Below are 24,308 nucleotides of genomic sequence, written 5' to 3' on the forward strand. Positions count from 1 at the left end.
TCACAAGGACTCCTCTGGATCGAGGACCGTGACCTCCGGGATGGGCACGATGAACTTCCCACCCCAATCGCGGATATGGCGCATCTGCTGCACGATCTCCGTCTTGAGGTTCCACGGGAGGATCAGAACGTAGTCGGGCTTGAAGGTATCGATCGCTTCGACCGGGCAGATCGGGATGTGCATGCCCGGGGTGAAGCGGCCGTGCTTGTAGGGGTTGCGGTCGACCGTGAACTCCAGAAAGTCCGGGCCGATCCCGCAATAGTTCAGGAGCGTGTTGCCCTTGCCGGGCGCACCATAGCCACAGATCGTCTTGCCTTCATCCTTAGCAGCGATCAGGAAGGACAGCAGCTTGCGCTTTGTCCGCTTCACCTGCTCGGCGAAGGTAGTATAGGCCGCTATGTCGCGATAGCCGAGCCGCTCTTCACGATCGAGAAGATCCGCGACGCTCTGCGCAGGAACATGGCTCGAGGCCTGATGGGCAAGGTAGATGCGCAACGAGCCGCCATGGGTCGGAATTTCTTCGACATCGATGAGCTTCAGACCGTGCAGCGCGGCCATATGCTCGATGGTCACGAACGAGAAGTAAGAAAAGTGCTCGTGATAAATCGTGTCGAACTGGTTCTCCGCGATCAGGCGCTCGAGGTGCGGGAACTCCAGTGTGATCACCCCTTCCGGCTTGAGAAGCCGGACCATCCCTCCGACGAAATCGTTCAGGTCGGGGACATGAGCCAGAACGTTGTTGCCGACGATCAGATCGGCCCTCTTCCCGGAGGCCACGAGCTCCTCCGCGACGCGCACTCCGAAGAAGTCCACTTGCGTCGGAATGCCTTTCTCGATGGCAGACTTGGCGACATTGGCCGCTGGCTCAATGCCAAGCACCGGCACGCCGAGAGGCAGAAAGTGCTGCAGCAGATATCCGTCGTTGCATGCCAGCTCGACCACGAGACTTTCTGGCCCGAGCCGAAGCCGCTTCGTGATCATCTCGCAATACGCCTTGGCATGCGCGACCCAGCTCGTCGAAAATGACGAGAAGTAGGCATATTCCGAGAAGATGTTATCGGGGCTGACATATTCCTTGAGCTGCACGAGGAGGCAGCGATCGCATACGAGAACATGGAGCGGGAAGTATGGCTCCATCGAGTCGAGCTGCTCGGGAAGCAGAAAGCTCTCGCAAAGCGGCGACATCCCGAGGTCGACGAAACTGTGCTTGAGCCCTTCGCCGCATAGGCGGCAGTGTGCAGTCAGACGAAGATTGGTACTGTGAGGAAGATCACTGGCTCTAATATTCACGTTTTTCACCTGCATATTCGCGGTGGTTGTCCGATCGGCATGTCAGAGCCTGCTCAGGCAACAGTCTGCAGATCCAACCGTGACACTAGTCGCCCCGCCTCCGTCCGGCATCCTGCCATTGCGGCGGACAGAGGATGAAGCAGGAGGAGGTCACCGCCAGGATCTCTACGCCCTCGGGTGAGGTACTGCGCTCGGAAAGCTGTCTCCTCATCCGTCGGGATAAGAAATTAGCGGAGCTTCTGCGCAAACAAGTCCGACTTTTCTAGGGAGACGGAAATTCGCCCAAGCGCGTCGGGTCTCGCGAGAATGGGCTGGACGAATCGGCTGTTGATCCCTGCCGCCACGAGACAGGGTCTGGCACAGCGCGGATTCGCTGGTCCTGGCATCGGCCAGATTGGTGATCCGGCTCTCTCCTGGCCCGCCGGCCTCCGGCGGATTCCCGTCAGTTGCCCGGTCGTGAGATTGAACTCCTCGGCACGATTAGTCGGATGCGCATGCCTAGGGGGCGAGCCAGCCCGAACCCCAACGGCGGCGGCAATTCCTGTCCTGGCTCTGCACCGGGTCACCCCGAATGAGGGTCACAAATTGAGATCGGCGGTATTGACTGCCCCTCGCCGTCCGGGACGGCGCAGAATGCCACTGATCAGTCGCTGGCCGACTGCATTTTCCGCGGCAAGCCGGAGAATTCTCTGCAGCTCCGCTAAGGCAGGATGCTGAGCGAGCCAGATGCCCAAGAGCCATCCTGCCGCGGAGATCAGAACGGCAGCAAGAGCCTCGGAGAGCGACAGGTCGAACCGGAAGCCACCAAGAGCGATGACCACTGCGGGCCCGGCGGCGCTGCAGGCCGTGACGAATGCACTCTGCCGGAGTGCGGCGACGAGTTCACGCCACCCAAAAGGCACGTGCCGCCGGATGAAGTGAATGGCCACAAGCGTTTGGAACGGCACGGTAACGAGCTGCGTCGCAGCCATGGCCACAACCCCGAACGGGCTCGCCAAGCACAGGACGAGGGCGGAGATCGGCAATGAAATCAGGCTTGCCCGCAACGTGAGATTGACCGCTCCGACAGCAATGAGCACCGAGGACGTGAGGATTGAGGGAAACCGGAAGAGACTCGCGATCGCCAGGAGCTGGACGACGGGGACAATGGTGAGCCACTGCGATCCGAGGACGATCTCAACTACTGGCCCAGCCAGAAGGAGTAGAACGATCAGTGCTGGCCAATGGATAACGGTGATGAACCCGAGCGACTGAAGATAGGCCTGCTTGATACAGCGCCCGTGGCGGACCTCGGCTGCAAGGGCCGGGGTCGCCACGGAGCTGACTCCATTGAGGACGACCTTATCGGGCATCGAACAGATCAAGAGCGCCCGATTGTAAAGGCCGACCACTCCGAGCGGCAGAATCCGACCGAGCACCAGTTGCGGCAGGGTCTCGTTGAGCCAGATCAGGACGGTATTCGCTCCCCCGAACGTGCCAAACGCGAGCACGCTACGCCAAGCCCTCAGAGACGGCCGGAAAATCCAGAAGTCGGGTCGAATGCACAACGATAGAACTGTCGTCATCGTCGTGGCGGCAAGCCAGGCCCAGGCCGTGCTCATATAGCTGAAGCCGATTGCGGCCAGGACAATCGACAGCGGCGCACAGACCGCCGCGACCGATATGTTGATCGCCGCCAATCGCCCGAAAGCCATCTCGCGGCGCAAAAGCGCAGTGATGGGCAGACCGATCGTCTCGATGACGATCGCAACCGAAAGCACTCCCACGAACCGGGAGAGATTCGGCTCTCCGAAGAAGGCAGCCATCCACGGCGACAAAGCCACGAGTGCGGCGGCAATAATGAACGTCAGCGCGAACAGAATCGTAAACGACGTCTGAACATCCCTGCGGGTGAGACTCCTGTGTTGGATCAAAAAACCCGTGCTGGCAAACTCCCGGAGTGCCAGCGCGAAGGCAATGATCGCAGTCCCGACAGCTGAGACACCGATTTCCTCGGGCGTCAAAAGGCGCGAAATGATCGCGAGAGATGCGAAATTGACGACAAGATTGAAATACTTGTCCGCAGTGCTCCACAGGAGAGCGCGTCTGATCCCTGTCATACTCCCTCGGACGTCAACTCGGTCATGCCCCGACCCCAACCGCCCACTTCCTCGCGTTCCGATACCCACCGGCTCAGAACTGGGGAAGGGTGAGAAAGACAGAGACACTCCACATTCTACTCACAGAACAGCCTATATCTCACGCATCTACATTGCTCCTCTCACGAAAGTTACGACTGAACTCTACAATCGGAGTAGGGCGGCCAATCTGCATACGTCGATGGGCGCAGTGTTAGCCATGACGAAGCTCGGTAGAGTATTGCATCTGCAGCAGTGGGCCTTCCGAGATGCCTAGCGTCGATATTGCAATCCCATGCTACCAATATGGGCGGTTTCTTCGTGAGTGCGTGGAAAGTGTGCTCTCGCAGGGCATCAGAGACGTCCGGATTCTCATTATCGATAACGCATCCTCCGACAACACTTTGGAGGTTGCTCGACGGCTCGCGGCGGAAGATGACAGAATCGAAATTCTCGCGCGTGAGATCAACCAGGGTCCGCATGCCTCTTTCAACGCTGGCGTGGACTGGGCGTCCTCCGAGTATTTCATGGTGCTTTGCGCCGATGACCTTCTCGCGCCTGGATCCTTGAAGCGAGCTGTTTCGATCATGGAACAGAATAGGGATGTCAGCTTCGCCTACGGCAATGATGTGCATTGCGCGGGAGATCAGCTCCCAAGATTTTCCGACTTCCTTGACGACGAGGCCGGCTGGGTGATCTCGCCCGGCGAGCGCTTCATCGGGAATCGCTGCCGAGCCCCGGAGCAATATATTGCGGCCGGGATGGTTCTTGTCCGAACCTCGGCGCAAAAGCAGGCGGGGCAATATCGAGCGGAACTTCCTCACACGGACGATTTCGAGATGCTGCTGCGGCTCGCTCTCCTTGGCTCAGTCGCGTACACGCCTGCAATTCAGGGCATCAAGCGCATGCACGGGTCGAACAGGACGGATTATTATCTCGAGGAACGGACGCGGGATCTCCTGGAGCGATTAGCTGCGATCCAGAGCTTCTTCTCACAAGAAGGAAGCGCTCTCCCGCAAGCGGAGCGCCTGCGCCGACTCGGCGCCCGCAGCATAGCCGAGCGCGCCTATTGGTGCGGCATCAAGGACCTGGTTCGTGGCAGGGAAAGCTCATTGGCGCTCCTGAAGCTGGCCTTCCAACTTGATCCTAAGACAGCACTTATCCCTCCTTTCGGCTATCTGCTCCGATTCAAGGAATCGACTCGAGGTCCGGCTAATCTTGCCGGTTTTGCCCTTTCCGAAGGAATCGCCCTCCAACCGACTCACAGCACTCGTGCCTCCAAGGCTTCAAGCTCCTGATACGAATTCCTGGCCGGATCGGGACCGTCCGGGGGGCTGGACTGGGCATGATACCGTCCCTGAGACGGTGAAGACGTCAAGATGCCTCACGTGAATGACGTCGCGTTCGACCCAAGCAGATCAATAGCTGCTTGCGGGAATCCTTGAGTTCAGGACAAGAAAATGTCGCAAATTGGGGGTGATGTTTCGCCATCAATTTCCCACCTGCCTTTCGCAACAAACCCGGTATGGCGTTGCATTCGGCAGGTCCGTTAAAGCGGGACACTGGTGAGACTATATATGGAAAGCAGGTGTCTTTCAGAGTGCGCGACCGCCAATACCTCCAACAAAGTGGATTCAGTCAGGGAATTGACATCGGCAAGATTGGCGTCGGCAGGTGGTAAGTGGGATCGGGCTCCCATTTCAGCTGCAGTACTGGCAGTCGCAATGCTGAGCTCGGTTTCGCCTGAGGCGGGCACCACAGATAGCGACCAGGATCGCCCTCGAACCGAGGCCGGGTATAGCATCAGCTCGGAAGTCCGACGTCAGGGCACCGAATCTAACGTCATTGCCGAACCAGGCGGGCAGACTGGGCAATCTACTAACGCCGGAACTCAAATCCAGGGTCACCCTGGCACCCCCGAACGCGACTGGTCGGTTCTGCTCGGCCCGCTGACTTCATCCCCTGAGAGCAGGGAACTGGCTGCTCGCCTGGAAGCGCGGCTTCTCGCGCGAGACTCGAATTCGGCGGAGCTCCTGCTTGTCTCGGCGGTGGAGGTGGGGACACTCGCGAGCCTCATGCTGGACCGGCTCGACGATCCTAGTCTCGTTGCTTTTCTCCAATCTTTGCGACTAGCCCATCAGGAGCAGGCGAGATCCGACCCAAAAGCGGTCGTCGATAATTCTGTCGCTGGGCAATCCGAAGAGCATGATTACGCACTCGTCAAGGCGAACGCTGCTTCGGACCTGAGCCAGGCACAGGAAGCAGCTCTCAGGCAAGTACATGCGCAGGTCGTCACTCTTGCCCACGAGCTGGCTGCCGCGCGGCGAGAACTTGAGGCGTCGAATCAACGGAGCTCTCAAATCGAGACATCACTCATCGAAGCTAGAAGGATCGATGAGGAGCGCATTCTCGAACACAGAACCACTCTCGAACGCGAACGCGCGCGTGCAGATGCCCTGGCCCAGGCACTTACCGAAGCCCGACAGGCAAACGAGACAGCAACGCAGCAAGGTGCCGGCTTGAGCGTATCGGCTGCCAATGCAGATACTGCTCGTGCGCGGGTAACAGAGCAGAGAACAGCCCTGATGAGCAGCGCACTCGCTCAGCATCGAGCACGAGCGGACGCCCTCACTCAGGAGCTGGCCGCGATGCGCCAGGAACTCGAGAGAACGAGAACACAGAAACTGATTCTCGATCAGGAGCGGAGTAGGGCTGACGGGCTCGCTCGGGAACTTGCTTCAGCTCGCCAGGAACTTGAGGCATCGAAGAGCGGAAATTTGCCACCCGAGGAGTCCAGGAATAACAGCCGAGCGCTCCTGCTCCGGGCCTTTGAACATGTGCGCACTTGGCGTCAGGACCAAGCGCCAACGCCGCACAAAAGGCAATCAGGTTCTGACGCTTCTCAGCTAGATCGGTAGAACTGACATCGCTTGTGGGGCACGAGTCGAACGCGACAACGGCCGCACCGACCTGGGATCGTTTGATCAATCTCGCAATGAAGCAAATGACTGCCTGCCAGCAGTGTAACAGCTCATCAGAGTGAACTACGTCCTAAGCTCGCCGCCGCAATCCGGAAAACTTCGAGAGAGGCGCGGACGATGGTTTGGGCCGAAGCGCCTCGCTGACCGGCCGCTCGATGTAAAGATGAATTGCCGTCCCGGTAATGCTGACTAACGCTAGCGTCACTCCATAGCCGATCAGTGTGCCGGGTATGGTCACATTGAGGCCCGTCAGAATCATCGCCTTGCCAGCGAACTGAAGGATCAATGGGTGAACGAGAAAAATCGAATAGCTTGCAGCACCCTGCAACAGAACAACTTTTCTTCTCATGACCATCCCTTTTGCTTCGAGCCCTACCGCTCCAAACACCATCATTGCGCCTGCAATGGCAATGAAGGCGTGCTGATGCTGCAAAAGGACGCCAGTCGAAATGAGAGCGGTTCCTACCAAGAATACGGATCCAATCGCCAGGCAAGTGACAAAGATTTCCAGTCTTATCCTTTCGAGAAAGGACGGGCATCCGCAGTGAAGGCGCGATATCAACAGTCCAAGCACGAATCCCAACAGGAGCTCATCCAAATAATATCCCAGTTCAGGCCGCTTTATGATCATGCTCAGTATATAGAGGACAGTAATACAGGCCGATAATGTGATTTCCTTGCACACATATCGTTCGAAAGACAGGGCCAATCCGAAGAGCAAGTAGAACGGCACCTGAAAGTTCAATGTCCACCCGACAAAGAGAGTTGGACTGACAAGCACACCATTTTCGAATGTCGGCAGGAAAAACAGTGAGAGAATAAGGCGGCGCAGGTCGGGCGTCTCGATGCCGAGTGTTTTCAGCCCGAAGAGTGTGGTGATGAATATCGCGACGCTCAGCGCCCAGTACAACGGAATGATACGAACAAGTCGTTTGCGGATGAATTCTAGAGGTTTTGTGGCGCGGTTTCTCGTCGCTTCGGCATTCACAAAGCCACTGATGACAAAGAAAAGGCCGTTGAAGCCTCCTGGAAAATCGATGCTGTATCCAAAATGTGCACCTGTGTAGTTGTTCCACGAATCGACGAGATGGAGCCCAACCACGGAGTAAGCTGCCGCCGCTTGAAGGACCTGAATGTTCGAGAACATCATCCTTTCTTTCACTATGTTGCCACGGCCGAGCCTCTCGGAATATCCAGCGAGGCCTTCGTGGTCGCGCACTTTAAGAGCACAAGATAGAGTCGAGGAACACCGTCCTTTAGGTTGGACTCGGGATCAGATCCATGTACCACGCGGTCCGATCGGCTCACCACGCATCCCCATGCGGATGAGAAATCTGCACCGATTGGCACAGCATCCATGCAGCCGATCTCCCGCGTCTCTTGCTAGGTCATCATATCTTACGGGAGCGGGACCTTGCCGGGCACAGGTCAATGGCCCAAGCACATCTAGAGGAGTTCAGAAATCAGCTTTGCATCCTGAAGGCGGAGGTTCGCTTCACGGGCATGGTTCGTTTCTTGGATCGCGTGCTCATAATGCTCCCGGTTGAGCAGCAGGGTATTGAACTGCCTTTTCAGCCGGTCCACGTCCAGGTTCTCTACGGTCTGGCAGAATTCCCCGAGACCAGCTTCCGAGAGTAGAACCTCGTTCTTTCTCGCATAACCGATCGAGACAGTGGGCCTCCCGAGCTTCAACGCGCAAACCACGTTGTGAAAGCGGGTGGCGACAACCACGTCCGTTTCAGCCATCTGACGCATTAGGTCGTGGAGCGAATTGGCCGGTTCAGCATCGATCCGGTTTTCTTCGAGGGTAGGATGCTCGACCGAGATCGCGTCAAGGAGATCGTCCACTGCGCGCTGGTCCGTCGTCTCACCCATCAGGATCCGCACGCGATGCCCCTGCTCGAAGAGCCAGAGGCAGAAACTGGCGAGCTTGTTGAGGTAGTCTTGATAAAGGGATGCACCACGTTGCGCATCGTTCCGCCAGCCGTAATAAGCCATGACCCCGATTCCAACCGTGACGGGGTGCTCACAGCAGCCTCGCCGCTCCGGAACCGGGGGAGACGGAAGCTTGCTCGCAATATCGGGGTAGACCGGATCGCAGCTCGCGTCGAAGCCGATGCCCTGCATGAAATCCCGCGAGATCCTGTCACGGTATGACCTGTAATGAGCCATCCGGAGCGCGGATTTCATGAACCACCGGCTGAGAGGATGATGGATGGGGCCGGCACCTATACTCACGAATCCGATCCTGGTGCCGCAGAGCCTCGCTGCGAGACACCATCTGAAGAGGGCATAGGGCGCTCCGAATGGACCTGTCGCAAAGTCGTCAAGGATGCCCGTCCCAGGAATGATCATGACGTCGAGGCGGCGCACGTGCCAAAACGCTCGAACCAGGTTGACGAGGCGATGTGGCACCGACAACAGCAATTTATCCATCAGTCGAAGTGTGCGGCTGGCCGACCCTAAAGAACCAATGGGAACGGCCGAAACCCTGTAAGTAGCCTGCACCACTTCCGGGTCGACACAGAAGCAGACGAGTTCCGCATCTGGCCTGACATGCCTCAAGAAGAGGAGCATTGCCTCGAGCGATCCGTCGTTCCCGAAGTTACCGCTCCCGAACATTCCGAAGAGCCCGATTCTTGTTCGCGTTTCCTGCATGACCCTTACCCCATCGAAATATGTGATCACATCGAGCCCAATTCGAGATTACGTCGGACCCTGGGAGAGACCCCTCTCCCGGCCTGACGGTTAGCCCGGCTCCTCGCCGAGACGCATGCTCCCGGGCGGGCCTCACTTGAGAGTGAGTCCTCTGCAGCGCTTCTGCTGACGAGCCCCGCAGAAGCATCATCAAGCTTATCCTTGCCGACACGCACAACGGCTCGTTCGGCAGGAGGGAACGAACTCCACCCTTGCAGGCGGCGCGTCCCGATCGTAGAGATTGGCCTTGCAGGTGAGGAATCGACTTCGCTATGCTCCACCAACAGGAGTGGGCGATCGCCGCTTCCTGGCATGACTACTCTGCGTGATGCGTCGTCAATGGCATTCTCACGGTTGTGAGACGGCGTCTCGGAGCAAGGCATCGTCGACCGGGACCATTCGAGGTGCACGAACGTGCTCTGGCTCTTGGCCGGCCATCTTACGATCGGATTTTTGCTTGGCCTGTGCTGTCGCGCGCCCGTCCTCATTGCCGCGACCTTCCTAGCAGTTCCCTCGAATATTGGCCTGGGCCTCGCTGCAGGACAGTCAATCGGCACGAGCGTCGTTTTCATGGTCGTGTTTCTCGTGGCGCTCCAGCTGGCATATTTTGCCGGTTTCTCGGTTGCCACACACGCCCGCATGGAGGAGGCTCGCAAGAAGGAGACCGACGGGCACTGACGCGGATGGGAGTTCCACGCTCCTCCGGTCCCGAGAGGGAGCCGTTAGCAGCTTCCTCGCAAGGCAACTGCAGCCGGAATCGTTTTTACCAGAATGACGATGTCGGTCCACAAGGACCATTCACGGACATACTGGCAATCCATCGCCACTCGCTCATCGTAGGTCGTATTGCTCCGCCCGCTCACCTGCCATGCTCCCGTCAAGCCCGGACGAGCCTGGAGGTACTGCGACGCGTTCGTACCATAGAATTTCAGCTCGTCGTCAACGACGGGCCTGGGCCCGACACAACTCATTTCCCCTCGGAGAACATTGATGAACTGGGGGAGTTCGTCCAAGCTGGAACGCCTCAGTACATTCCCGAGGAAAGTCACGCGCGGATCCTTCTTGAGCTTTCGCGTGGCCGCCCACTCCTGCGCAGCATCGGGATTGGCGGCCAGATAACTCCGCATGAACTCTTCCGAGCTCTGAATCATGGTCCTGAACTTATAGCATTGGAACGGGATGCCATTATGCCCCACGCGACGATGAGCATAGATGACGGGCCCGCCCATCGTTAGCTTGATCGCAAGGGCAACAAACATCATCACCGGCGAGAGAAAGGCGAGCGCGAGCAGGGCTACGATGATGTCGAGGGCTCTCTTGAGTCCCCCACCAAGTGGGGCACGATGCTCTCTCCCCTCGGTTGTGACAATCTTCTCCGCGAGCGCTGACCTCATTCTGCATTCCCCAGCCGGCACCAGAAAAATGTTCCGTCCCAGATCGGGCAGGACCGGAGGCATTCCACGCCGACGCTCGGGAAAGAGCTCTGAACTCGTCGCTTGATCGGTCCAAAGCCGTGATCCTGACTTCTGATGGCGCGCCAGCCCACACTAATCCAGCCACTCATGACGTTAATGGAGATCGTGTTTCCGGGGAGCATGGCATTGAGGCTGAGCTTGCATCCGCCGATCGGGCTACTCGTGCTGCGGACAACAGTCGCGAGCGAATGCTCAGCCTCGCGAAGGGAGAAAAGGTCTGGCAAGATCAGGATTAAGGAGGACCAGGGGGCACTGCCGACAAATGACAATACTTCCTTCGTAGGCCTTTTGCTGCTCGCGACATCCCCCGACAATCCTGGAGCGCCGATTTCCGCCCCAGGAGAGGGCGTCGACGGCTGGATTGCCTGACTCTCGATCCTGCCCCTGGGCGAGATACCTTGCCCTGAGGCACAAAAGGAATTCTATATGCCCGGCGTTGACGTGGCGATACCGTGCTATCAGTACGGACGTTTTTTGCGTGGCTGTGTAGAAAGCGTACTGAGCCAGGGCATTGACGACCTCCGTGTGATAATTATCGACAACGCCTCCCCTGACGACAGCCTGGAGGTCGCCCGGCAGGTCGCCTCCGAGGATCGCCGGGTTGAAGTCCTGGCCCATCCGACAAATCTTGGGCCACACGTCTCATACAACGAGGGAATTGCCTGGGCTTCGGCCGATTATTTTCTCCTCCTGGATGCTGACGATCTGCTTGCGCCCGGTTGTCTTTCCCGTGCGGTCTCGATCATGGAGGACCATCCGGAGATCAGCTTCACGCATGGCGTCGAGGTCCGCTTTTCACTGGACGACGGGCTACCCGACGTCCCGGCGACCGGCTCCGGCTGGGAGATTCAGACCGGGGCGGAGTTCATCAGGAACTTGTGCCGTACGCCGGTGAACAATGTCGGCGCCCCCACTGTCGTTCGACGGACGTCGGCTCAGAAGCGAGTAGGTTATTATCGACCCGAACTTCCCTATACCGATGATCTCGAAATGTGGCTGCGCCTCGCATCTGAAGGTAGCGTCGCCCAGACGGCTTCGGTTCAAGCTCTTCGGCGGGTGCATGGATCGCAGATGTCTGTGCAGTTTCAGACCGCACATCAGGTCCGCGATTTCCAGGAGCGTGAAGCAGCTTTCGTGAGCTTCTTTTCACGAGAAGGGCGCTCTCTTCAGGGCGCAGCGTGCCTGCTCCAGGATGCTCGGCGAGGTCTCGGAGAGCACGCTTACTGGTCAGCAATATCACACGTCTGTCGCGGCTACGGCCGCGCCGGACTCGAGCTTTTCGAATTTTCTCGGACGCGACGCCCGATGGGCGGATTTCTTCCACCAATTGGTTGGCTGCTGCGCATGGACCGTCCGATGAGTCGAATAGCGGACATTGGCGCGGAGACATTTGGATGGAAGCAACAGACGGGACGCCTCTAGGCGCAAGCGCGACCGCAGCGTCGAATGGGGTTCTAGAACGCTCATTATCGGGCAAGCGTCCAGTGCAGAAGATCCGGGAACTTCTGTTCCGCAGGTCGGAGAGGCGGAAACCACCGACACGGGTCGGCTTGTTCGGCCTCTTCGGGTGCGGAAACCTCGGCAACGATGGCTCCCTCGAGGCGATGCTAGAATTTCTGCGGCAGGTCAGACCTGACGCGGAGATCGTCTGCATCTGTGCCGATGTCGAGCTCGTTCGACGCAATCATGATGTCGAGGCGCTGCCCATCGACTGGTCGCCCTCGCCGGGCCACCGATCCGGTGGAGCGCGTGCGTCCTTGTTCAAATTGCCCGGTAAATTCCTCGATCTTTTCGCGACGATTCGGCGTGCATGGAATATTGATCTCCTGATTGTCCCAGGCACAGGCATTCTGGACGACTTCGGCGAGCGGCCATGGGGAATGCCCTATCATCTCTTGAAGTGGTGCGCTGCCGCGCGGCTGACCGGCACCGAGATCGCGTTCGTCAGCATCGGGGCAGGACCGATCAATCATCCGGTGAGCCGCTGGCTCATGACGTCTGCCGCGAGGCTGGCACAATATCGATCCTACCGTGATTCGATCTCGAAGGAATACATGGCGGGCACGGGACTCGACGTCAGTCGAGACCAGATCTACCCTGATATCGCCTTTAGTCTACCCTCCCCGCAGCTTGCGGCTAAGAAGTCGGAGGCCGAGGTCCTTACGGTTGGCGTCGGCGTCATGAGCTATTCCGGCTGGTACAATTTCGCGGATAGCGGTGGCTCGATTTACTCGGCCTACGTCGATAAGATCACGCGCTTCATCATCTGGCTTCTTGACCGGGGAAACCGCGTCCGGATTCTCACAGGAGAAACCTCTGATGGGCGCGCCGTCAGTGACATCCGGCAGGCCATTAGCAATGTGCGTCCGGATTTTGCTGACCATCGGATCGTCGTGGAGCCTGCTGCCTCACTTCAGGACTTGCTGCGTCACGTAGCGGATACGGACGTCGTCGTTGCAACGAGATTTCATAATGTGGTCTGCGCTCTGAAGCTCGGTCGGCCAACCATATCGCTCGGTTATGCTCAGAAGAACGACGTTCTGCTCGCAGATATGGGACTTGGCCAGTTCTGCCAGCATATCGAGAAGCTGAATTTAGACCTCCTTTATGAGCAGTTTTTGGAGCTTGTGTCTCAGCGCAAGGAGTACGAGCAGACCGTCCGAACCATGATTACTGTCTACGCCGACAGGCTCGAGATGCAAAATTCCGTTCTGCTCGCGAACTTTCTTTAAGCAAAAGGTTTTGGCAACTATGCCGCCGACTCGGCGTCACCATTCGGCATTGCCAGCCCGACCCAACTGAGTGCTGCTTGGAGGCCCTCCTGGGGGACGAGCGGTGCAGGTCTTCGACGGCATTCGCCCGCCCGATTTGGGTAGCTCCCTTACGAACTTTGTGCCGCTTCCCTCTTCACAGGAATCAATCGAGTTTAGACCCTAGAAACCGCAAGAGAAAGAAGACACGTGGCACATTGCAGCGTGGGAGGCAGCCGCGACCTCTTCGGCGTGCAGATCCTTCGTGGAATCGCCGCCTCTGCCGTTGTGGTGCATCATACACTGGAGGAGTCACTGGGGGCTCATGTCGGCTCCCGGAGTCCGGACTGGCTGATCACATCGGGTGCGTCCGGGGTTGATATCTTTTTCGTGATCAGCGGCTTCATCATGCTTTATGTGAGCTTTCCGCCCGCCCGGACGCCGCTCGCCCCGGGAACCTTCCTGCGTAAGCGTGTTCTGCGTATTTTCCCACTCTACTGGACGGTATGCCTGGTTATGCTGGGCCTGGGAGTGGTCGGCTTCATGAGCTCCAAGAGCTTCGGCACTGATACTGTTCTGAAATCACTACTTCTCATACCCGACAGCGATGCCCTTATTGGCGTCTCCTGGACGCTGAGCTATGAGATCTATTTCTACGCCATCTTTGCCTCTACATTGATGTTCGGATCACGAGGGACGTCCGTATTGGCCACCTCTCTGGCTATCGTGATCCTGATGATGCTTGGTCCACTGATGCCTGCTGGTGACATCGGCCGTTTTGTCTCCGATCCGATCGCACTTGAATTCTGCTTTGGGCTGTTCCTGGCATGGGACTTCGAAGCGCGCGGAGAATGGGCTCCGATAAGCTTCGTATGGTTTCCGATCGCTTTCAGCGCACTCGCCGCCGCGCCGGCCCTGGTCCCACATGACACGACTGGCGGGCTATCATCCCCAGTGCGTGTGATCGCGTGGGGACTCCCAGCGGTATTTGTCCTGGCAAGCTTCTTGTCATTAAAGGAGTCTCGACGGAGAGGCATGCAATTCGCAGCTCTGCTGGGTGATGCCTCCTACTCGATCTATCTGACCCATATCTTCGTGATGATCGCGTATGCCAAGCTCCTGAAGAGCACTGGGCTTGCTGAAGTTTCGCAGCCTCCCGTGATTCTGCTCGTCATCGTTACCGCTGTCGCGGTCGGTCTGCTGACACATTTATCAATCGAGCGGCCTTTGCAGGCACTGGTGCGATCTCCTGCTTCTCGCAGGATTGATCGACCCGCGACTCTTCCGGAAGAGGCCCGCTAAAAAAAGGCGCCGTTATCGGGAATCTGCTCTCCTGCCCGGCTCTTCTGTAGCAAAACTCTTGCTACTGGCACTCATCGCTGCTCGCGCACCCGTTTCGGCCATCTCGGTCGAGTGCTGGAAGGAGCCTTGAGGCAGGTCGCGGGCCGCTCCCGCTGTTACGACATCATCCTGTCCCACCGCTGTTGCATCCGTACCTCAGGGATGAGAGGTCAGGACCAGAACCCAGTCTCCCAGATTGGCATCATTCCGCCCTGTTGGTCGGAAGCCCTCGAGTCCCTCGGTGGAGAGACGTGAACCCGAGGCATCGGAGAAACGGCCGCTGCTCGGATCGAACCAGCGTGCGGTGATGTGAGGACCCGTGAGCTTGCTCACGTCGATCGTGACGTGGCGGATCGTCGGGAGATAGACGATTGCAAAGGATCCATCCGCCGCGCGCGCGGCCGCGACGTGCTCATCGCCGCGTCCTGCGCCATCGACCAGTAGCCTGCTGCCGGGCTGTAGTTTCCACCAGGGCAGGGCCGCAAACAATTCCCGCAGATGAGTCATGCTCTGGGCTCCGCGGCTGCCGAGGGCCCCCTGCCAATCTGTTGGGGCAGGATAGAGGCCGGGTCCTCCGAAATGCCAGATCGGGTTGTTCCCAAAGATTTGGCCCGCTGCTCCCGACAGCAGGGCTTGATAGGCCTGGACACGAAGGCGGTGCTCCGTTGCACCGTGCTCGTTTTCGTAGGCACTCTCGATCAGGAAGAATGGCAGGCCCTCGGGCCGAGCGTATTGACCTGAGGCCGCCTCCCGGACCGACTCGTACGTATACACATTGCTGATCCGCAGCCACGCCTCCCCTGCCCAGTAATCGAGAGCGGCATTTCCCGGCGCAGCGTGGGCCGTGTGGAGGGCGTCAGGATCGAATTCGCGAATTCCATCCACGATGGCTCTCACCAGACTCTTGTCTGGAGGATTATAGTCTCCGCCGTGCACCCAGATGATGTTCGGCATGCTTCCGAACCGTCGACCAAGATACCGCCCATATTCCTTGAGCTTGGCGGCACCACTATGCTTCATCTCCTTGTACCAGCCCTCACTCCCTCCGCCATTGCCAAGATACGCGGGTGCGAGGAGGACCACGAGCCCCTTTTCCGCAGCCCGACGCAGGATCCACTCCGCATGGGCGAAATAAGCCTCGTTCGGTGTTGCAAAGTCACCGTCGATCAGAAATGGGCGCTCTCCATAGGCGTTTGCAGGCGCCTGTTTGGAGAATCGGTTCTCGATGAGATTGACCAGCAGTGTGTTGAAACCACGGAGCCGTCTATCCTCGAGATAATGCTCGACCTCCTCGCGCGTAAGATCTCCAATCAGGGACCAAGCCGTATCGCCCTGGATGAGAAACGGCTTGCCGGCCGAATCGACGAGGTAGCGCTCACCTGGTCGGATCGCGAGAGGAAACATGGGCTTTTGCTCTGCCACGGCGGGAGAAATCATGTCCACGCCACTGCTAACGCTATCAGGCCTGACACGAACAACAGTCGAAGCCACATTGCTCGAGGTGCCACCTTCACGTGCAAGTGCTCCGCCCGTGAAGACAAGCCCAAGGACGATCGATAGGGCTGTCAACCCGCCGGTCCCGAACTTCCGGGCGAGTTCAAATTGACGCTCCATGGTCGTGACCTACTAACGTGTCGCTGCTGCAGATCGATACACTCCATCCGTAGGCGGCGAAGCCAAGACCTCCGATGGCCGATTGTAGTGACGGTAGACACCCTCCGTCGGCCGCCCAACCAAGTACTTCTCGACCCCGTGCTCAAGGGCCTGGCGATAGACCGCCAGCGCGCCATCTACGGCATCGACTGTCCGTTCGATGTCTTCGTCCGTATGCGAGTAGCTCACGACGAGCGATGGCGCGAGCACGCCACGCCTGATGATCTCTTGGAGAAACAATGTCCGGAAGGTCTGTGAGGGCTTGCCGTTCTGATCCAAGGTCCCATAGAGCAGGCAGCAGGGTCGCCCGATGATCTTGAACCAGCTGCCGAGATCATGCCGCCTTACCACCTGATCGAGCTGCATTGCGAGTCTCGAGCCTTGCCGATGCAAATGCTCGATGACGGGTTCACGCTGATAGATCTGCATCGATGCGATCGCCGCAGCCAATGCGTGTGTCTCGGCACCATGCGTTGTCGAGAGGAGAAAGACTCGCGGCTTATCGAAGTGATCTAGCCCGCCTAACCTCATGAATTCCCGTTTTCCCGCGAGAGCCGACACCGAGAAGCCGTTCGCAATTGCCTTTCCGAAGGTCGACAGATCGGGAACGATGTCGTAGAACTTTTGTGCGCCGCTCTTGTGCCACCGGAACCCTGTAATCATTTCGTCCAGTATGAAGAGCGCCCCCTCGGCATGGCACAGGCGCTGCAGCTCCTGAAGGAAATTGTCCTTGGGATCCTCCGTTCGTGCAGGCTCCAATATGACGGCAGCGATCTGCCCCGGATGCTGCTCGAAGAGAGCTCGCACGCTTTCGATATCGTTATACCGGAAAGTCAGCGTCAATTTCCGCGTCGCCTCCGGTATTCCGGCATTCATGGCTGTCGTGCCGATGAACCAGTCGTCGACAGAGAAGAAGGGATGATCGCCGCAGCATGCGATGAGATCCCGACCGGTATAGGCCCGAGCGAGCCGCACCGCTCCGGAGGTGGCATCCGAGCCATCCTTGCAGAACTTGACCATTTCGGCGCCGTCGATGAGGCGCAGGAACTGTTCGGCGCATTCCACTTCGATGGGGTTCGGGCGGGTGAAATTACAGCCCGTAGCCAGTGCTTGCACCGCTGCTTGAACGACGGGAGGATAGGCGTGCCCTAAGCCAACAGCTCGATTGCCCATCCCGTATTCGATATACTCGTTGCCGTCGGCGTCCCAGACGTGACTTCCGAGGCCACGGGCGATAAATCCGGGTGCGAGCACTGGATACTGATCATCGCCCTTCGCGTAGGTGTGACAGCCTCCTGGGATCAGGCGATGTGCTATATCTCTCAAGCGGTGAGAGTTTTCGAATTTCTGACCGGATGGGCTCACGTAATGCTCCTGGAGACTAGAGATCGGATCCGTGGGAACGGCAGGGCAGCTCGGGAAGGCAAAGGCTACATGATATCAGCATCGTTCAGGTGCCATGTCGGGTCTCAATGCTGCGTCCGGCCGGCCCTGTCCTCGGCCTTACCGGATTGCAGCGCCAGCCAACATCGCTAGCGACAGGTTATGGCAGTTCCAGTGGACGTTCGCTCCTGCAAAACGAACGAGAGTTCTTCCCAAAAGTGGTAAGATCAGGGCCGAGTGTCCAGCATCTCCACGACATCGCGAAGATGGGTCGTCTCTCGGTCGCCGGCGGCGAAAGGCCATCAGCCTTGCGCGCGACGGGATCACGAGCCGATGCATGTCTCACGTCGGAAGTGCGGCAGGCTGGATCGGCCATGGATCGGATGAGCGGGTGGGCTGTGTACTGCGCAAAAGCGAGCCTCTCGCAACTGCGGCATCCTCCTCCACGAAGCGACGGCATGCCAAAGTAGCCGCCAGAGCTACAAAGAACATCATCCCGGGATCCGCGGTTCCGCTCGCGATTGAGCCTGTGACCAGTCCGCACATCGCCGCCGCCCGGGCCCCATCATGCAGGGAAAGCACTTCCCGGTCGGCTGCAACCCGGTTCGGTTTGGGGATCTTGCGGGTCAGAACGTAGATCAGAGCTACAATCAGGAGGCACCCGGCAAGCCCGAGCTGGGAAATGACAGCGATGACGAAGCTCGAAGCCCGCGAGCTCCCGAGTCCGATCCCGAGGAGGTCTGTATCCAGGGCCGATCGGAGGCTCACCTCGTTCCAGTACGAGCGCTCGAGGGCCGAGTCGGACGCTGCCTTGTTGGATATGGTCACTTCGAAGAGCGTAACGAGAGGATCGAAGATCCTGCTGTCATAGAGGTAGATTGCAAGCGCTACTCCGATAGCGGCAAACAGCCCGGCCACCATGGCGATATCGCTGACCGAAATCTTGTCGGTGAGAACCGAGCGGAGCACCGAAAAGCTAACTACGGCCATGACGACGGCGAGCGCACCGTACGCCGTGGAGGACGTCGACAGCACAACCAGGAAAAGCAGGAGCGCTGAGAGCACGAGCATGGGGCGCGAGCGACTGACCCTCCAATCGGCAAAGGCATAGACCGCGCATGCCAGCGTCACGCCGCCAAATGCGGAGGCTTCGGAATATCCTCCGACGATTCTCGCAAATCCGCCGTGTTCCACGTCGGTCAACATAGAGTAGCTCGCAGTTCGGATGGGCAGCAGGACATCTCCCGCTCCGAGCGTCTTGCTCAGGAAATCGATGAGACCGAGGACGCCGTGCATGCCGGCCCAGACGATATATCCAACACGGAAGCTCCGGACATGCTCGCGGCGAAGGAGCAGAATGCTTGCCGCGAAGAACACCAGGGCGCCGAGCAGGAAGTATCCGGTTTGTGTGATATTTCCACCGGTCGGAGCCAAGGGAACTTCGACCACGGCTCCAGCCCGATCCGGAGTTCTCGTGGCGACGAGCGCGCTCGTTTCTCCGGCGAAGAGCCTTGGGAAGACGATGGCGCCCAGGCAGACATATGCGGAAAGCCCGCAAACCAGGAGCGAGGCCTGGTATCGGACGAAGACGCGTCCGAGATCCGCCAGGAATTGGCGCCTCATGACCAGCGATACGAGCAGGATTGCAGCGAAAAGCGTATAGATGAGCGGAGATGATCCTCCGAGTGAGGTCAAATTGACAATCGCCGTGGATCCGAACGCGAGGGATGCAAAGAGCGGCACGATCAGTGGAGCACGCAAGAAAAGGCCGAGCAGCACCAGGCCCAGGCAAACCATGGCTCCGGCGATGGACGCTTCCATTCTGCAACTCCCGTGAAGTTCGCCGTTTTCCGGTGCCTGCTCTCGATCAGAGCTTCAGGATGTGCTCGGGTTCGATGCGCCCTGTCATGACGTGGCAGATGCCGAGGATGTTCCCCTGCAGCCGCCCCCGCCGGTCGATATACGGCTCCGGCTTGAAGCTCCGCGCAAGGTTTGCGATCAGATTGCGGCCGATCAGGTTGACACCGAATCGTACTCCCATCGTGCCCTTCCGAATGAGGTATATGGGATTGACGACTTGCGAGTAGCCGAACCGCACCCCGCTCACCTTCCCGCTCTTGATTCCGAGGTGCACGCCGACGAGGTTGCTCAATTGGACGATCCGCCCGTGCCGACGCAGTTGACTCGTAAAGTCGATATCCTCCTGCCAGCCGTACAAAGCCAGCCTCTCGTCGAAGCGGAGAGTTCCTACCTGCTTGGATCGGAAGGACATGTTGCAGCCATAAGCCCCCGGATGCTCGATGACCGATACCCTGGCCGGCCGCATGCGGTGGGAGGTCTGAAGAGCCGAGAGGCCCTCCTGGAACGAAAGGCCAGTTCCTCTCGCTCCATCCGCGGCTACACTTCCCATGATGACGGAGTAGTCGCTATTTTCCTTGAAGGCGTTCAGCAAGACGTCCAGATAATCCGGCGCCGGCAGGAAGTCGTCATCGAAGAATGTGATGATGTCGAAGTGGTCCAGGGCTTGGTGCAGCGCCTGGTTCCGCTGAGCGGCAAGCCCTCGCCGTCCAAAGACATGGGTGACTTGCATCCGCTCTGATCGGTAAGGCGGAATATGGCTCTCGTCCGGCGCAGAAATGATGACCTCGTCCGGTAGCCTGTGCTGTTTCTCGAGATGCCGCAAGAAATCAAGGACCAGTTCCCTCCGCCCATGCGTTGGAACAATGACTGCGAGCTTCATTCTTACCCCGCTATGGCACGGCTCGCCTGCTCAAGCCCAGCCGTCCAGCCGTCTAACCGACCTTCCCGCGCTCAGAGACGCGCTTGACGCCACGACACCTACGGCAAGACTAATGTGAAAACAGCGGCCTTGAAGCATCCTCTTGAGTCTGAAAGGTCGGGGTAAACGGCTATCCCCTCGTGAGCGACCAGCCTCTTGCAAGTCCTACAGACGATCGTAGAGGCCTCGAAAGTCGTATGCTTGCCTCCAAATGTCCGAGTGTCCGCTCTCGTCCTCATGCCCTCACCGTTATTGCGAACGCAGTGAAGCAATCCAGGAGAACATCCGTCGACGGGTAAATTGCTTCACCTCCGACACGCGTCCGTATCGGCAGCCTCGTTGCAGGCACTCAGAACCGCCATCCGCCGATATCATCGATCCACAAATCCGTTTCGCCTGCAAATGATGCCATACCGATATGGAGCCGCACATGTGTCGCCCAGGCAGGCGCTATCCCCAAAGCATCGGATGTCTCGTCAATATTGTGAGAATTGAAGGAAATCCTGCGCCACTCGGTATTTGCATCCTTCGGCTGCACTTCAATCTCCCCCCAGAACTGCTCGCTGCCAATACGGGGGACGCCGAACTCGTCGGTACTGACGAATTGCGAGAAGAAGATCTGGAACCAGAACGGCCCCCCAGGCTTCACACCGAGGCGGTACCACAGGCGGAGCCCGAACCCTTCGCCTGGCGCAATCGGGCTCGCGATATTGAAAGAGAACGGAGTACCGGGGCCGATCCCCTTTCTAATTCGTAGGCTGCTCTTGCCGGAGCGTACGATGTCGGTAGCGATCGAGGCGGAGCTCTTTGCATAAGTCGCGCTACCGTTACGCCATGCCAGCTCATGCGCGCTGACTCGTGTCGCTCCATCGGCCTCGATCCAACAGGGGAGCCGGATAGCCGACTGCTCAAACTCGCCAGCAGGTCCGAATACATTGTGACGACGATCATCCTTGAGGGCGACCGGGACAAACTTGTTACCGCCCCCTCCCAATCCCCGAACTGTTATCGATCCGGCTCCGCCGGCGAGTTCGTCGGTCGCCGTACGCCAGTTCCAGGCCGAGGTGCCATTCAAAATCACGCGCGCGAGCCGGTCTCTGATCATGAACATGTAGCGGTTCCGGTTTCCCTCGGCGAAATTGATGCCCGAGATCTGGATACCTCCACCAAAGATAGCAATTTCGCCGGTAATTAGATCGAACGGGTAGTCTTCGGCTCCTTCGGGTCGATGCTTTTCGAACCAGCAACTCGAGAACTGGTTTAGCCCCGTTCCCAGGAACCATTGCCGGCAATAGTCGAATGAGCAGCCGATGAAGTTGGCATATGCTCCCGACCGGTTCTCCAGGGCTAGGTCTGAGTTGAAGATCGAACATCCGTAGAATGATATGTTCTCTCCGGCATCTTCGTTCGAAGTGAAGACAATGCCTGTCCGAACACTATAGATCTGAAGGCTGTAGCATTGGCAGAGATAGGTCCGCGCGCCGAAGTCAACGCCGACGGCAACATCCTTGATGACCAGGTTGCGGAGGACGAGACGGCTCGAGAAATTCGGTACGCTCGTTTGAAGGGAGATCCCGGTCAGGTCAGTCCGCGCGCCGCCCCCCTCGATCATGATGCCTTCGATGAATTGGGTCCCTTGCTCGTACTGCGCGCCCTGCTGCTTTGAGCGCACGACGATGGCAGCACTTCCGGCCGGTGCATGCCGGCAGTCCAGGATCGACCGGGCTCCGCTGATCGAAACTCTCGTGGGATCGACCTCGATGGCACCGTCGATCCGGTATCTCTTGTTGGCAAGGAGGAGGATCCCGCCGCCTGCCGCCTCAAGCGCGTCGATTGCAGCTTGTATAGCTGGCCGGTCGTCCCTGACCGCGTCGCCGACGGCGCCGAATTCTTCCGCTGTTATCCTGCCTCCCCCGGCCACCATACTGTGGCCGGGCTCGCCCGTGGCCGGTTGAGCTTGAGCCGGTCCAAAGTCGAGAGCGAGCAAGGGCGCAACTGCAAGGGAGTAACGGGCGTGGTCTAGGAACCGCCGGCGCGTCGTCTCACCCATTGGCTGCTCCTTGATTGTGCTGCGGCTGTTCACAGGGATGCATTGATGTTCTTCTGCTGCGAGGTGTCTCGTTGAGGACGCTTCATACCGACTCCAGCGTCTCCCGCGCGGAGCAATCAAGAGTCGAGCCTTCATTTCACGTCCGGCGGTAGCGGGCGGCCGGTCATCTGCTCTGGTTTCTGGTTCAGGCACCAGGCGCCGGACCACAAAGTAGCGATGGCGCGCTCAGAGGCCAGCCTCCGCAAGAGGCTCAGATTCGGACGGCAGCCGGATACGCCTGTCGTATTAGCAGGAGTCTTTCCCGAACTATCAGGCAGGGCGATATACTCAGTTCGGACAGGTTCAGGCATGTTGCAATGCAAACTGGGAGCCGAGCCTGTCCTCAAGAGAACGGAATAGCACCCAAAGGGCAGTCCAGGGATATCTGCGACACCTGACATCCTCCCTTTTCGCCATTGTTACAGCATTGCCAGTTCGGGAATGATGGGCGGTGAGATTTGAGCTCGGATCCGTAGCATATGGATACCCGTTTTCGGGAATATGTCGCACCGTCTCTGCACTCCCTCTCGCGAGCAGACGCTCAGCCCGTGGTGAGAAATGACGACCTGCGCCGCCCTTCCGATTTGCGTCTTGCGATCGTCCATGACTGGTTTCCCTCGCTTCGGGGCGGAGAACGCGTCGCTGCCGAAATGTGCCGGCTGTTCGGCGCAACGGAAGTCTTCACTCTGTTCGACTTTCTGTCTCCGGAAACGAAGGCGGAGCACTTTCCGGGGGTCACGTTCCATACTTCGCCAGCCAACCGGATACCCTTCGTGGAGCGATACTACCGTGGTTTGTTCTTCCTGTGCCCTGCCCTGATAGAGCAATTCGACGTCACCGATTATGATCTCGTAGTCTCATCTTCCGCCGCCTTCTCCAGGGGCGTGCTGACGCGACCGGATCAGCCGCATCTCTGTTACGTTCACAGCCCGGTTCGATACGCCTGGGACGAGCAGTTTTCCTATCTTAACCAGGCTCGACTTGGATTCGGGCCCAAAGGAATTCTCTTTCGATATTTTCTGCACCGGCTTCGGACATGGGACGCTCGCACCGCCCACGGCCCGGACCTGATCCTTGCCAATTCGAGTTTCGTTCGCGCACGGATCAGACAGATCTACGGGAGGTCGGCGCGAACCGTCTTTCCTCCGGTTCCGATTGAAGAGGTCGAGTTTGCCCAACAGAAAGACGATTATTATGTGACCGCGTCCTACCTTTCTCCCTATAAGAGGACCGATCTCGTCATCCAGGCCTTCAATCGAATGCCGTCGCGCCACCTCGTCGTCGTCGGGGAGGGACAACAGGAGCGTCGGCTGCGTGAACTGGCCGGACCCAATATTTCATTCGTTGGACATCTCCCACGTTCCGAATATCTCCGCATCGTAGCTCACGCCCGGGCAATGGTTTTTGCAGGCTGCGAAGACTTTGGAATTACGCTCGCCGAGGCGCAAGCCTCTGGCACACCCCTCATCGCCTTTGGCCGCGGTGGTGCACGTGACATCGTGCGTATTCTTGGTGAGGTCGAACGGCCTTCCGGTCTCCTCTTCAAGCGTCAGACCGTCGAAGCCGTGAAAGAAGCGGTCGAGCACTTCGAGTGCTGCAAGAGCAGCATCCACCCGGAAGCCTGCCGCCAGAATGCTGTCCGCTTCTCGGTGGAGCGGTTTCGCCGGGAACTGAATCAGGCTCTCGACGAAGCGATTGCGCTTAACCGCAGACGAAACGCAATTTCCCCTCCTGCTCAGTGATCCGAGGCATC

At 58.5% G+C, this 24,308-nt stretch carries 17 protein-coding genes; 7 read left to right on the forward strand and 10 right to left on the reverse strand.

Annotated elements, in window-relative coordinates; all coding sequences use genetic code 11:
- Together BN1233_RS24060 and BN1233_RS24065 are read right to left on the reverse strand one after the other, a co-directional pair.
- On the reverse strand, window positions 1-1,290 hold the full coding sequence (locus tag BN1233_RS24060; RefSeq protein WP_046866222.1) for a class I SAM-dependent methyltransferase: 1,290 nt from the start codon (window positions 1,288-1,290) through the stop codon (window positions 1-3).
- A 578-nt stretch (window positions 1,291-1,868) separates the two neighbouring features.
- Window positions 1,869-3,389: a lipopolysaccharide biosynthesis protein gene (locus BN1233_RS24065; RefSeq protein ID WP_046866110.1), complete on the reverse strand. Its 1,521-nt coding sequence runs from the start codon at window positions 3,387-3,389 to the stop codon at window positions 1,869-1,871.
- 287 nt (window positions 3,390-3,676) lie between these two features.
- Between BN1233_RS24065 and BN1233_RS24070 the strand changes: the two genes are divergently transcribed.
- Window positions 3,677-4,705, forward strand: coding sequence for a glycosyltransferase family 2 protein (locus tag BN1233_RS24070; protein WP_074078343.1), 1,029 nt, complete (start codon window positions 3,677-3,679; stop codon window positions 4,703-4,705).
- A 426-nt stretch (window positions 4,706-5,131) separates the two neighbouring features.
- The gene (locus BN1233_RS24075; protein WP_046866111.1) at window positions 5,132-6,325 is read left to right on the forward strand and encodes a coiled-coil domain-containing protein; all 1,194 of its coding nucleotides are present in this window, start codon (window positions 5,132-5,134) and stop codon (window positions 6,323-6,325) included.
- A 133-nt stretch (window positions 6,326-6,458) separates the two neighbouring features.
- On the opposite strand, the gene BN1233_RS24080 is transcribed toward BN1233_RS24075, so the two are convergent.
- Window positions 6,459-7,538: an acyltransferase family protein gene (locus BN1233_RS24080; RefSeq protein WP_046866112.1), complete on the reverse strand. Its 1,080-nt coding sequence runs from the start codon at window positions 7,536-7,538 to the stop codon at window positions 6,459-6,461.
- A 296-nt stretch (window positions 7,539-7,834) separates the two neighbouring features.
- Window positions 7,835-9,046 carry a polysaccharide pyruvyl transferase family protein gene (locus tag BN1233_RS24085; RefSeq protein ID WP_074078344.1) on the reverse strand — a complete coding sequence of 404 codons (1,212 nt, stop codon included), beginning with the start codon at window positions 9,044-9,046 and terminating at the stop codon, window positions 7,835-7,837.
- Window positions 9,047-9,499: 453 nt separating this feature from the next.
- Between BN1233_RS24085 and BN1233_RS24090 the strand changes: the two genes are divergently transcribed.
- Window positions 9,500-9,763 (forward strand): hypothetical protein, encoded by a 264-nt coding sequence (locus tag BN1233_RS24090; protein ID WP_046866113.1) that lies wholly within the window; start codon window positions 9,500-9,502, stop codon window positions 9,761-9,763.
- A 44-nt stretch (window positions 9,764-9,807) separates the two neighbouring features.
- Here the strand turns inward: BN1233_RS24090 and BN1233_RS24095 are convergent, their stop codons facing one another.
- The gene (locus tag BN1233_RS24095; protein ID WP_046866114.1) at window positions 9,808-10,479 is read right to left on the reverse strand and encodes a sugar transferase; all 672 of its coding nucleotides are present in this window, start codon (window positions 10,477-10,479) and stop codon (window positions 9,808-9,810) included.
- A 507-nt stretch (window positions 10,480-10,986) separates the two neighbouring features.
- On the opposite strand from BN1233_RS24095, the gene BN1233_RS24105 reads away from it, so the two are divergent.
- From BN1233_RS24105 to BN1233_RS24115, 3 genes are all read left to right on the forward strand, one after another.
- Entirely contained in the window at window positions 10,987-11,982 is a 996-nt protein-coding gene (locus tag BN1233_RS24105; protein WP_046866116.1) for a glycosyltransferase family 2 protein, read from the forward strand.
- Window positions 11,955-13,292 carry a polysaccharide pyruvyl transferase family protein gene (locus tag BN1233_RS24110; protein ID WP_147707478.1) on the forward strand — a complete coding sequence of 446 codons (1,338 nt, stop codon included), beginning with the start codon at window positions 11,955-11,957 and terminating at the stop codon, window positions 13,290-13,292. The genes BN1233_RS24105 and BN1233_RS24110 overlap by 28 nt, the downstream gene beginning before the upstream one ends.
- A gap of 228 nt (window positions 13,293-13,520) precedes the next feature.
- On the forward strand, window positions 13,521-14,612 hold the full coding sequence (locus BN1233_RS24115) for an acyltransferase family protein (protein WP_082145625.1): 1,092 nt from the start codon (window positions 13,521-13,523) through the stop codon (window positions 14,610-14,612).
- A gap of 195 nt (window positions 14,613-14,807) precedes the next feature.
- Here BN1233_RS24115 and BN1233_RS24120 read toward each other — a convergent pair whose 3' ends face one another.
- From BN1233_RS24120 to BN1233_RS24140, 5 genes are all read right to left on the reverse strand, one after another.
- Entirely contained in the window at window positions 14,808-16,055 is a 1,248-nt protein-coding gene (locus BN1233_RS24120) for a glycoside hydrolase family 140 protein (protein WP_052763903.1), read from the reverse strand.
- Window positions 16,056-16,277: 222 nt separating this feature from the next.
- Window positions 16,278-17,669 (reverse strand): glutamate-1-semialdehyde 2,1-aminomutase, encoded by a 1,392-nt coding sequence (locus BN1233_RS24125; protein ID WP_046866119.1) that lies wholly within the window; start codon window positions 17,667-17,669, stop codon window positions 16,278-16,280.
- Between the two features lie 360 nt (window positions 17,670-18,029).
- Complete coding sequence (locus tag BN1233_RS24130; RefSeq protein ID WP_046866120.1) at window positions 18,030-19,508, reverse strand: hypothetical protein; 1,479 nt, start codon at window positions 19,506-19,508, stop codon at window positions 18,030-18,032.
- Between the two features lie 46 nt (window positions 19,509-19,554).
- Window positions 19,555-20,427, reverse strand: coding sequence for a glycosyltransferase family 2 protein (locus BN1233_RS24135; RefSeq protein ID WP_046866121.1), 873 nt, complete (start codon window positions 20,425-20,427; stop codon window positions 19,555-19,557).
- A 388-nt stretch (window positions 20,428-20,815) separates the two neighbouring features.
- The gene (locus tag BN1233_RS24140; protein ID WP_197094552.1) at window positions 20,816-22,723 is read right to left on the reverse strand and encodes a pectate lyase family protein; all 1,908 of its coding nucleotides are present in this window, start codon (window positions 22,721-22,723) and stop codon (window positions 20,816-20,818) included.
- Window positions 22,724-23,070: 347 nt separating this feature from the next.
- On the opposite strand from BN1233_RS24140, the gene BN1233_RS24145 reads away from it, so the two are divergent.
- On the forward strand, window positions 23,071-24,297 hold the full coding sequence (locus BN1233_RS24145) for a glycosyltransferase (RefSeq protein WP_425311743.1): 1,227 nt from the start codon (window positions 23,071-23,073) through the stop codon (window positions 24,295-24,297).
- Window positions 24,298-24,308 lie beyond the last annotated feature (11 nt).

Source organism: Microvirga massiliensis, from assembly GCF_001006805.1.
Taxonomy (GTDB): Bacteria; Pseudomonadota; Alphaproteobacteria; order Rhizobiales; family Beijerinckiaceae; genus Microvirga; species Microvirga massiliensis.

What these genes read in the sequence shown, in the direction of transcription:
- BN1233_RS24135 (WP_046866121.1), bottom strand. Translation starts at nt 20,427, where the DNA reads ATGAAGCTCGCAGTCATTGTTCCAACGCATGGGCGGAGGGAACTGGTC.
- BN1233_RS24095 (WP_046866114.1), bottom strand. Translation starts at nt 10,479, where the DNA reads ATGAGGTCAGCGCTCGCGGAGAAGATTGTCACAACCGAGGGGAGAGAG.
- BN1233_RS24105 (WP_046866116.1), top strand. Translation starts at nt 10,987, where the DNA reads ATGCCCGGCGTTGACGTGGCGATACCGTGCTATCAGTACGGACGTTTT.
- BN1233_RS24080 (WP_046866112.1), bottom strand. Translation starts at nt 7,538, where the DNA reads ATGATGTTCTCGAACATTCAGGTCCTTCAAGCGGCGGCAGCTTACTCC.
- BN1233_RS24130 (WP_046866120.1), bottom strand. Translation starts at nt 19,508, where the DNA reads ATGGAAGCGTCCATCGCCGGAGCCATGGTTTGCCTGGGCCTGGTGCTG.
- BN1233_RS24110 (WP_147707478.1), top strand. Translation starts at nt 11,955, where the DNA reads ATGGAAGCAACAGACGGGACGCCTCTAGGCGCAAGCGCGACCGCAGCG.
- BN1233_RS24070 (WP_074078343.1), top strand. Translation starts at nt 3,677, where the DNA reads ATGCCTAGCGTCGATATTGCAATCCCATGCTACCAATATGGGCGGTTT.
- BN1233_RS24075 (WP_046866111.1), top strand. Translation starts at nt 5,132, where the DNA reads ATGCTGAGCTCGGTTTCGCCTGAGGCGGGCACCACAGATAGCGACCAG.
- BN1233_RS24065 (WP_046866110.1), bottom strand. Translation starts at nt 3,389, where the DNA reads ATGACAGGGATCAGACGCGCTCTCCTGTGGAGCACTGCGGACAAGTAT.
- BN1233_RS24120 (WP_052763903.1), bottom strand. Translation starts at nt 16,055, where the DNA reads ATGTTTCCTCTCGCGATCCGACCAGGTGAGCGCTACCTCGTCGATTCG.
- BN1233_RS24085 (WP_074078344.1), bottom strand. Translation starts at nt 9,046, where the DNA reads ATGCAGGAAACGCGAACAAGAATCGGGCTCTTCGGAATGTTCGGGAGC.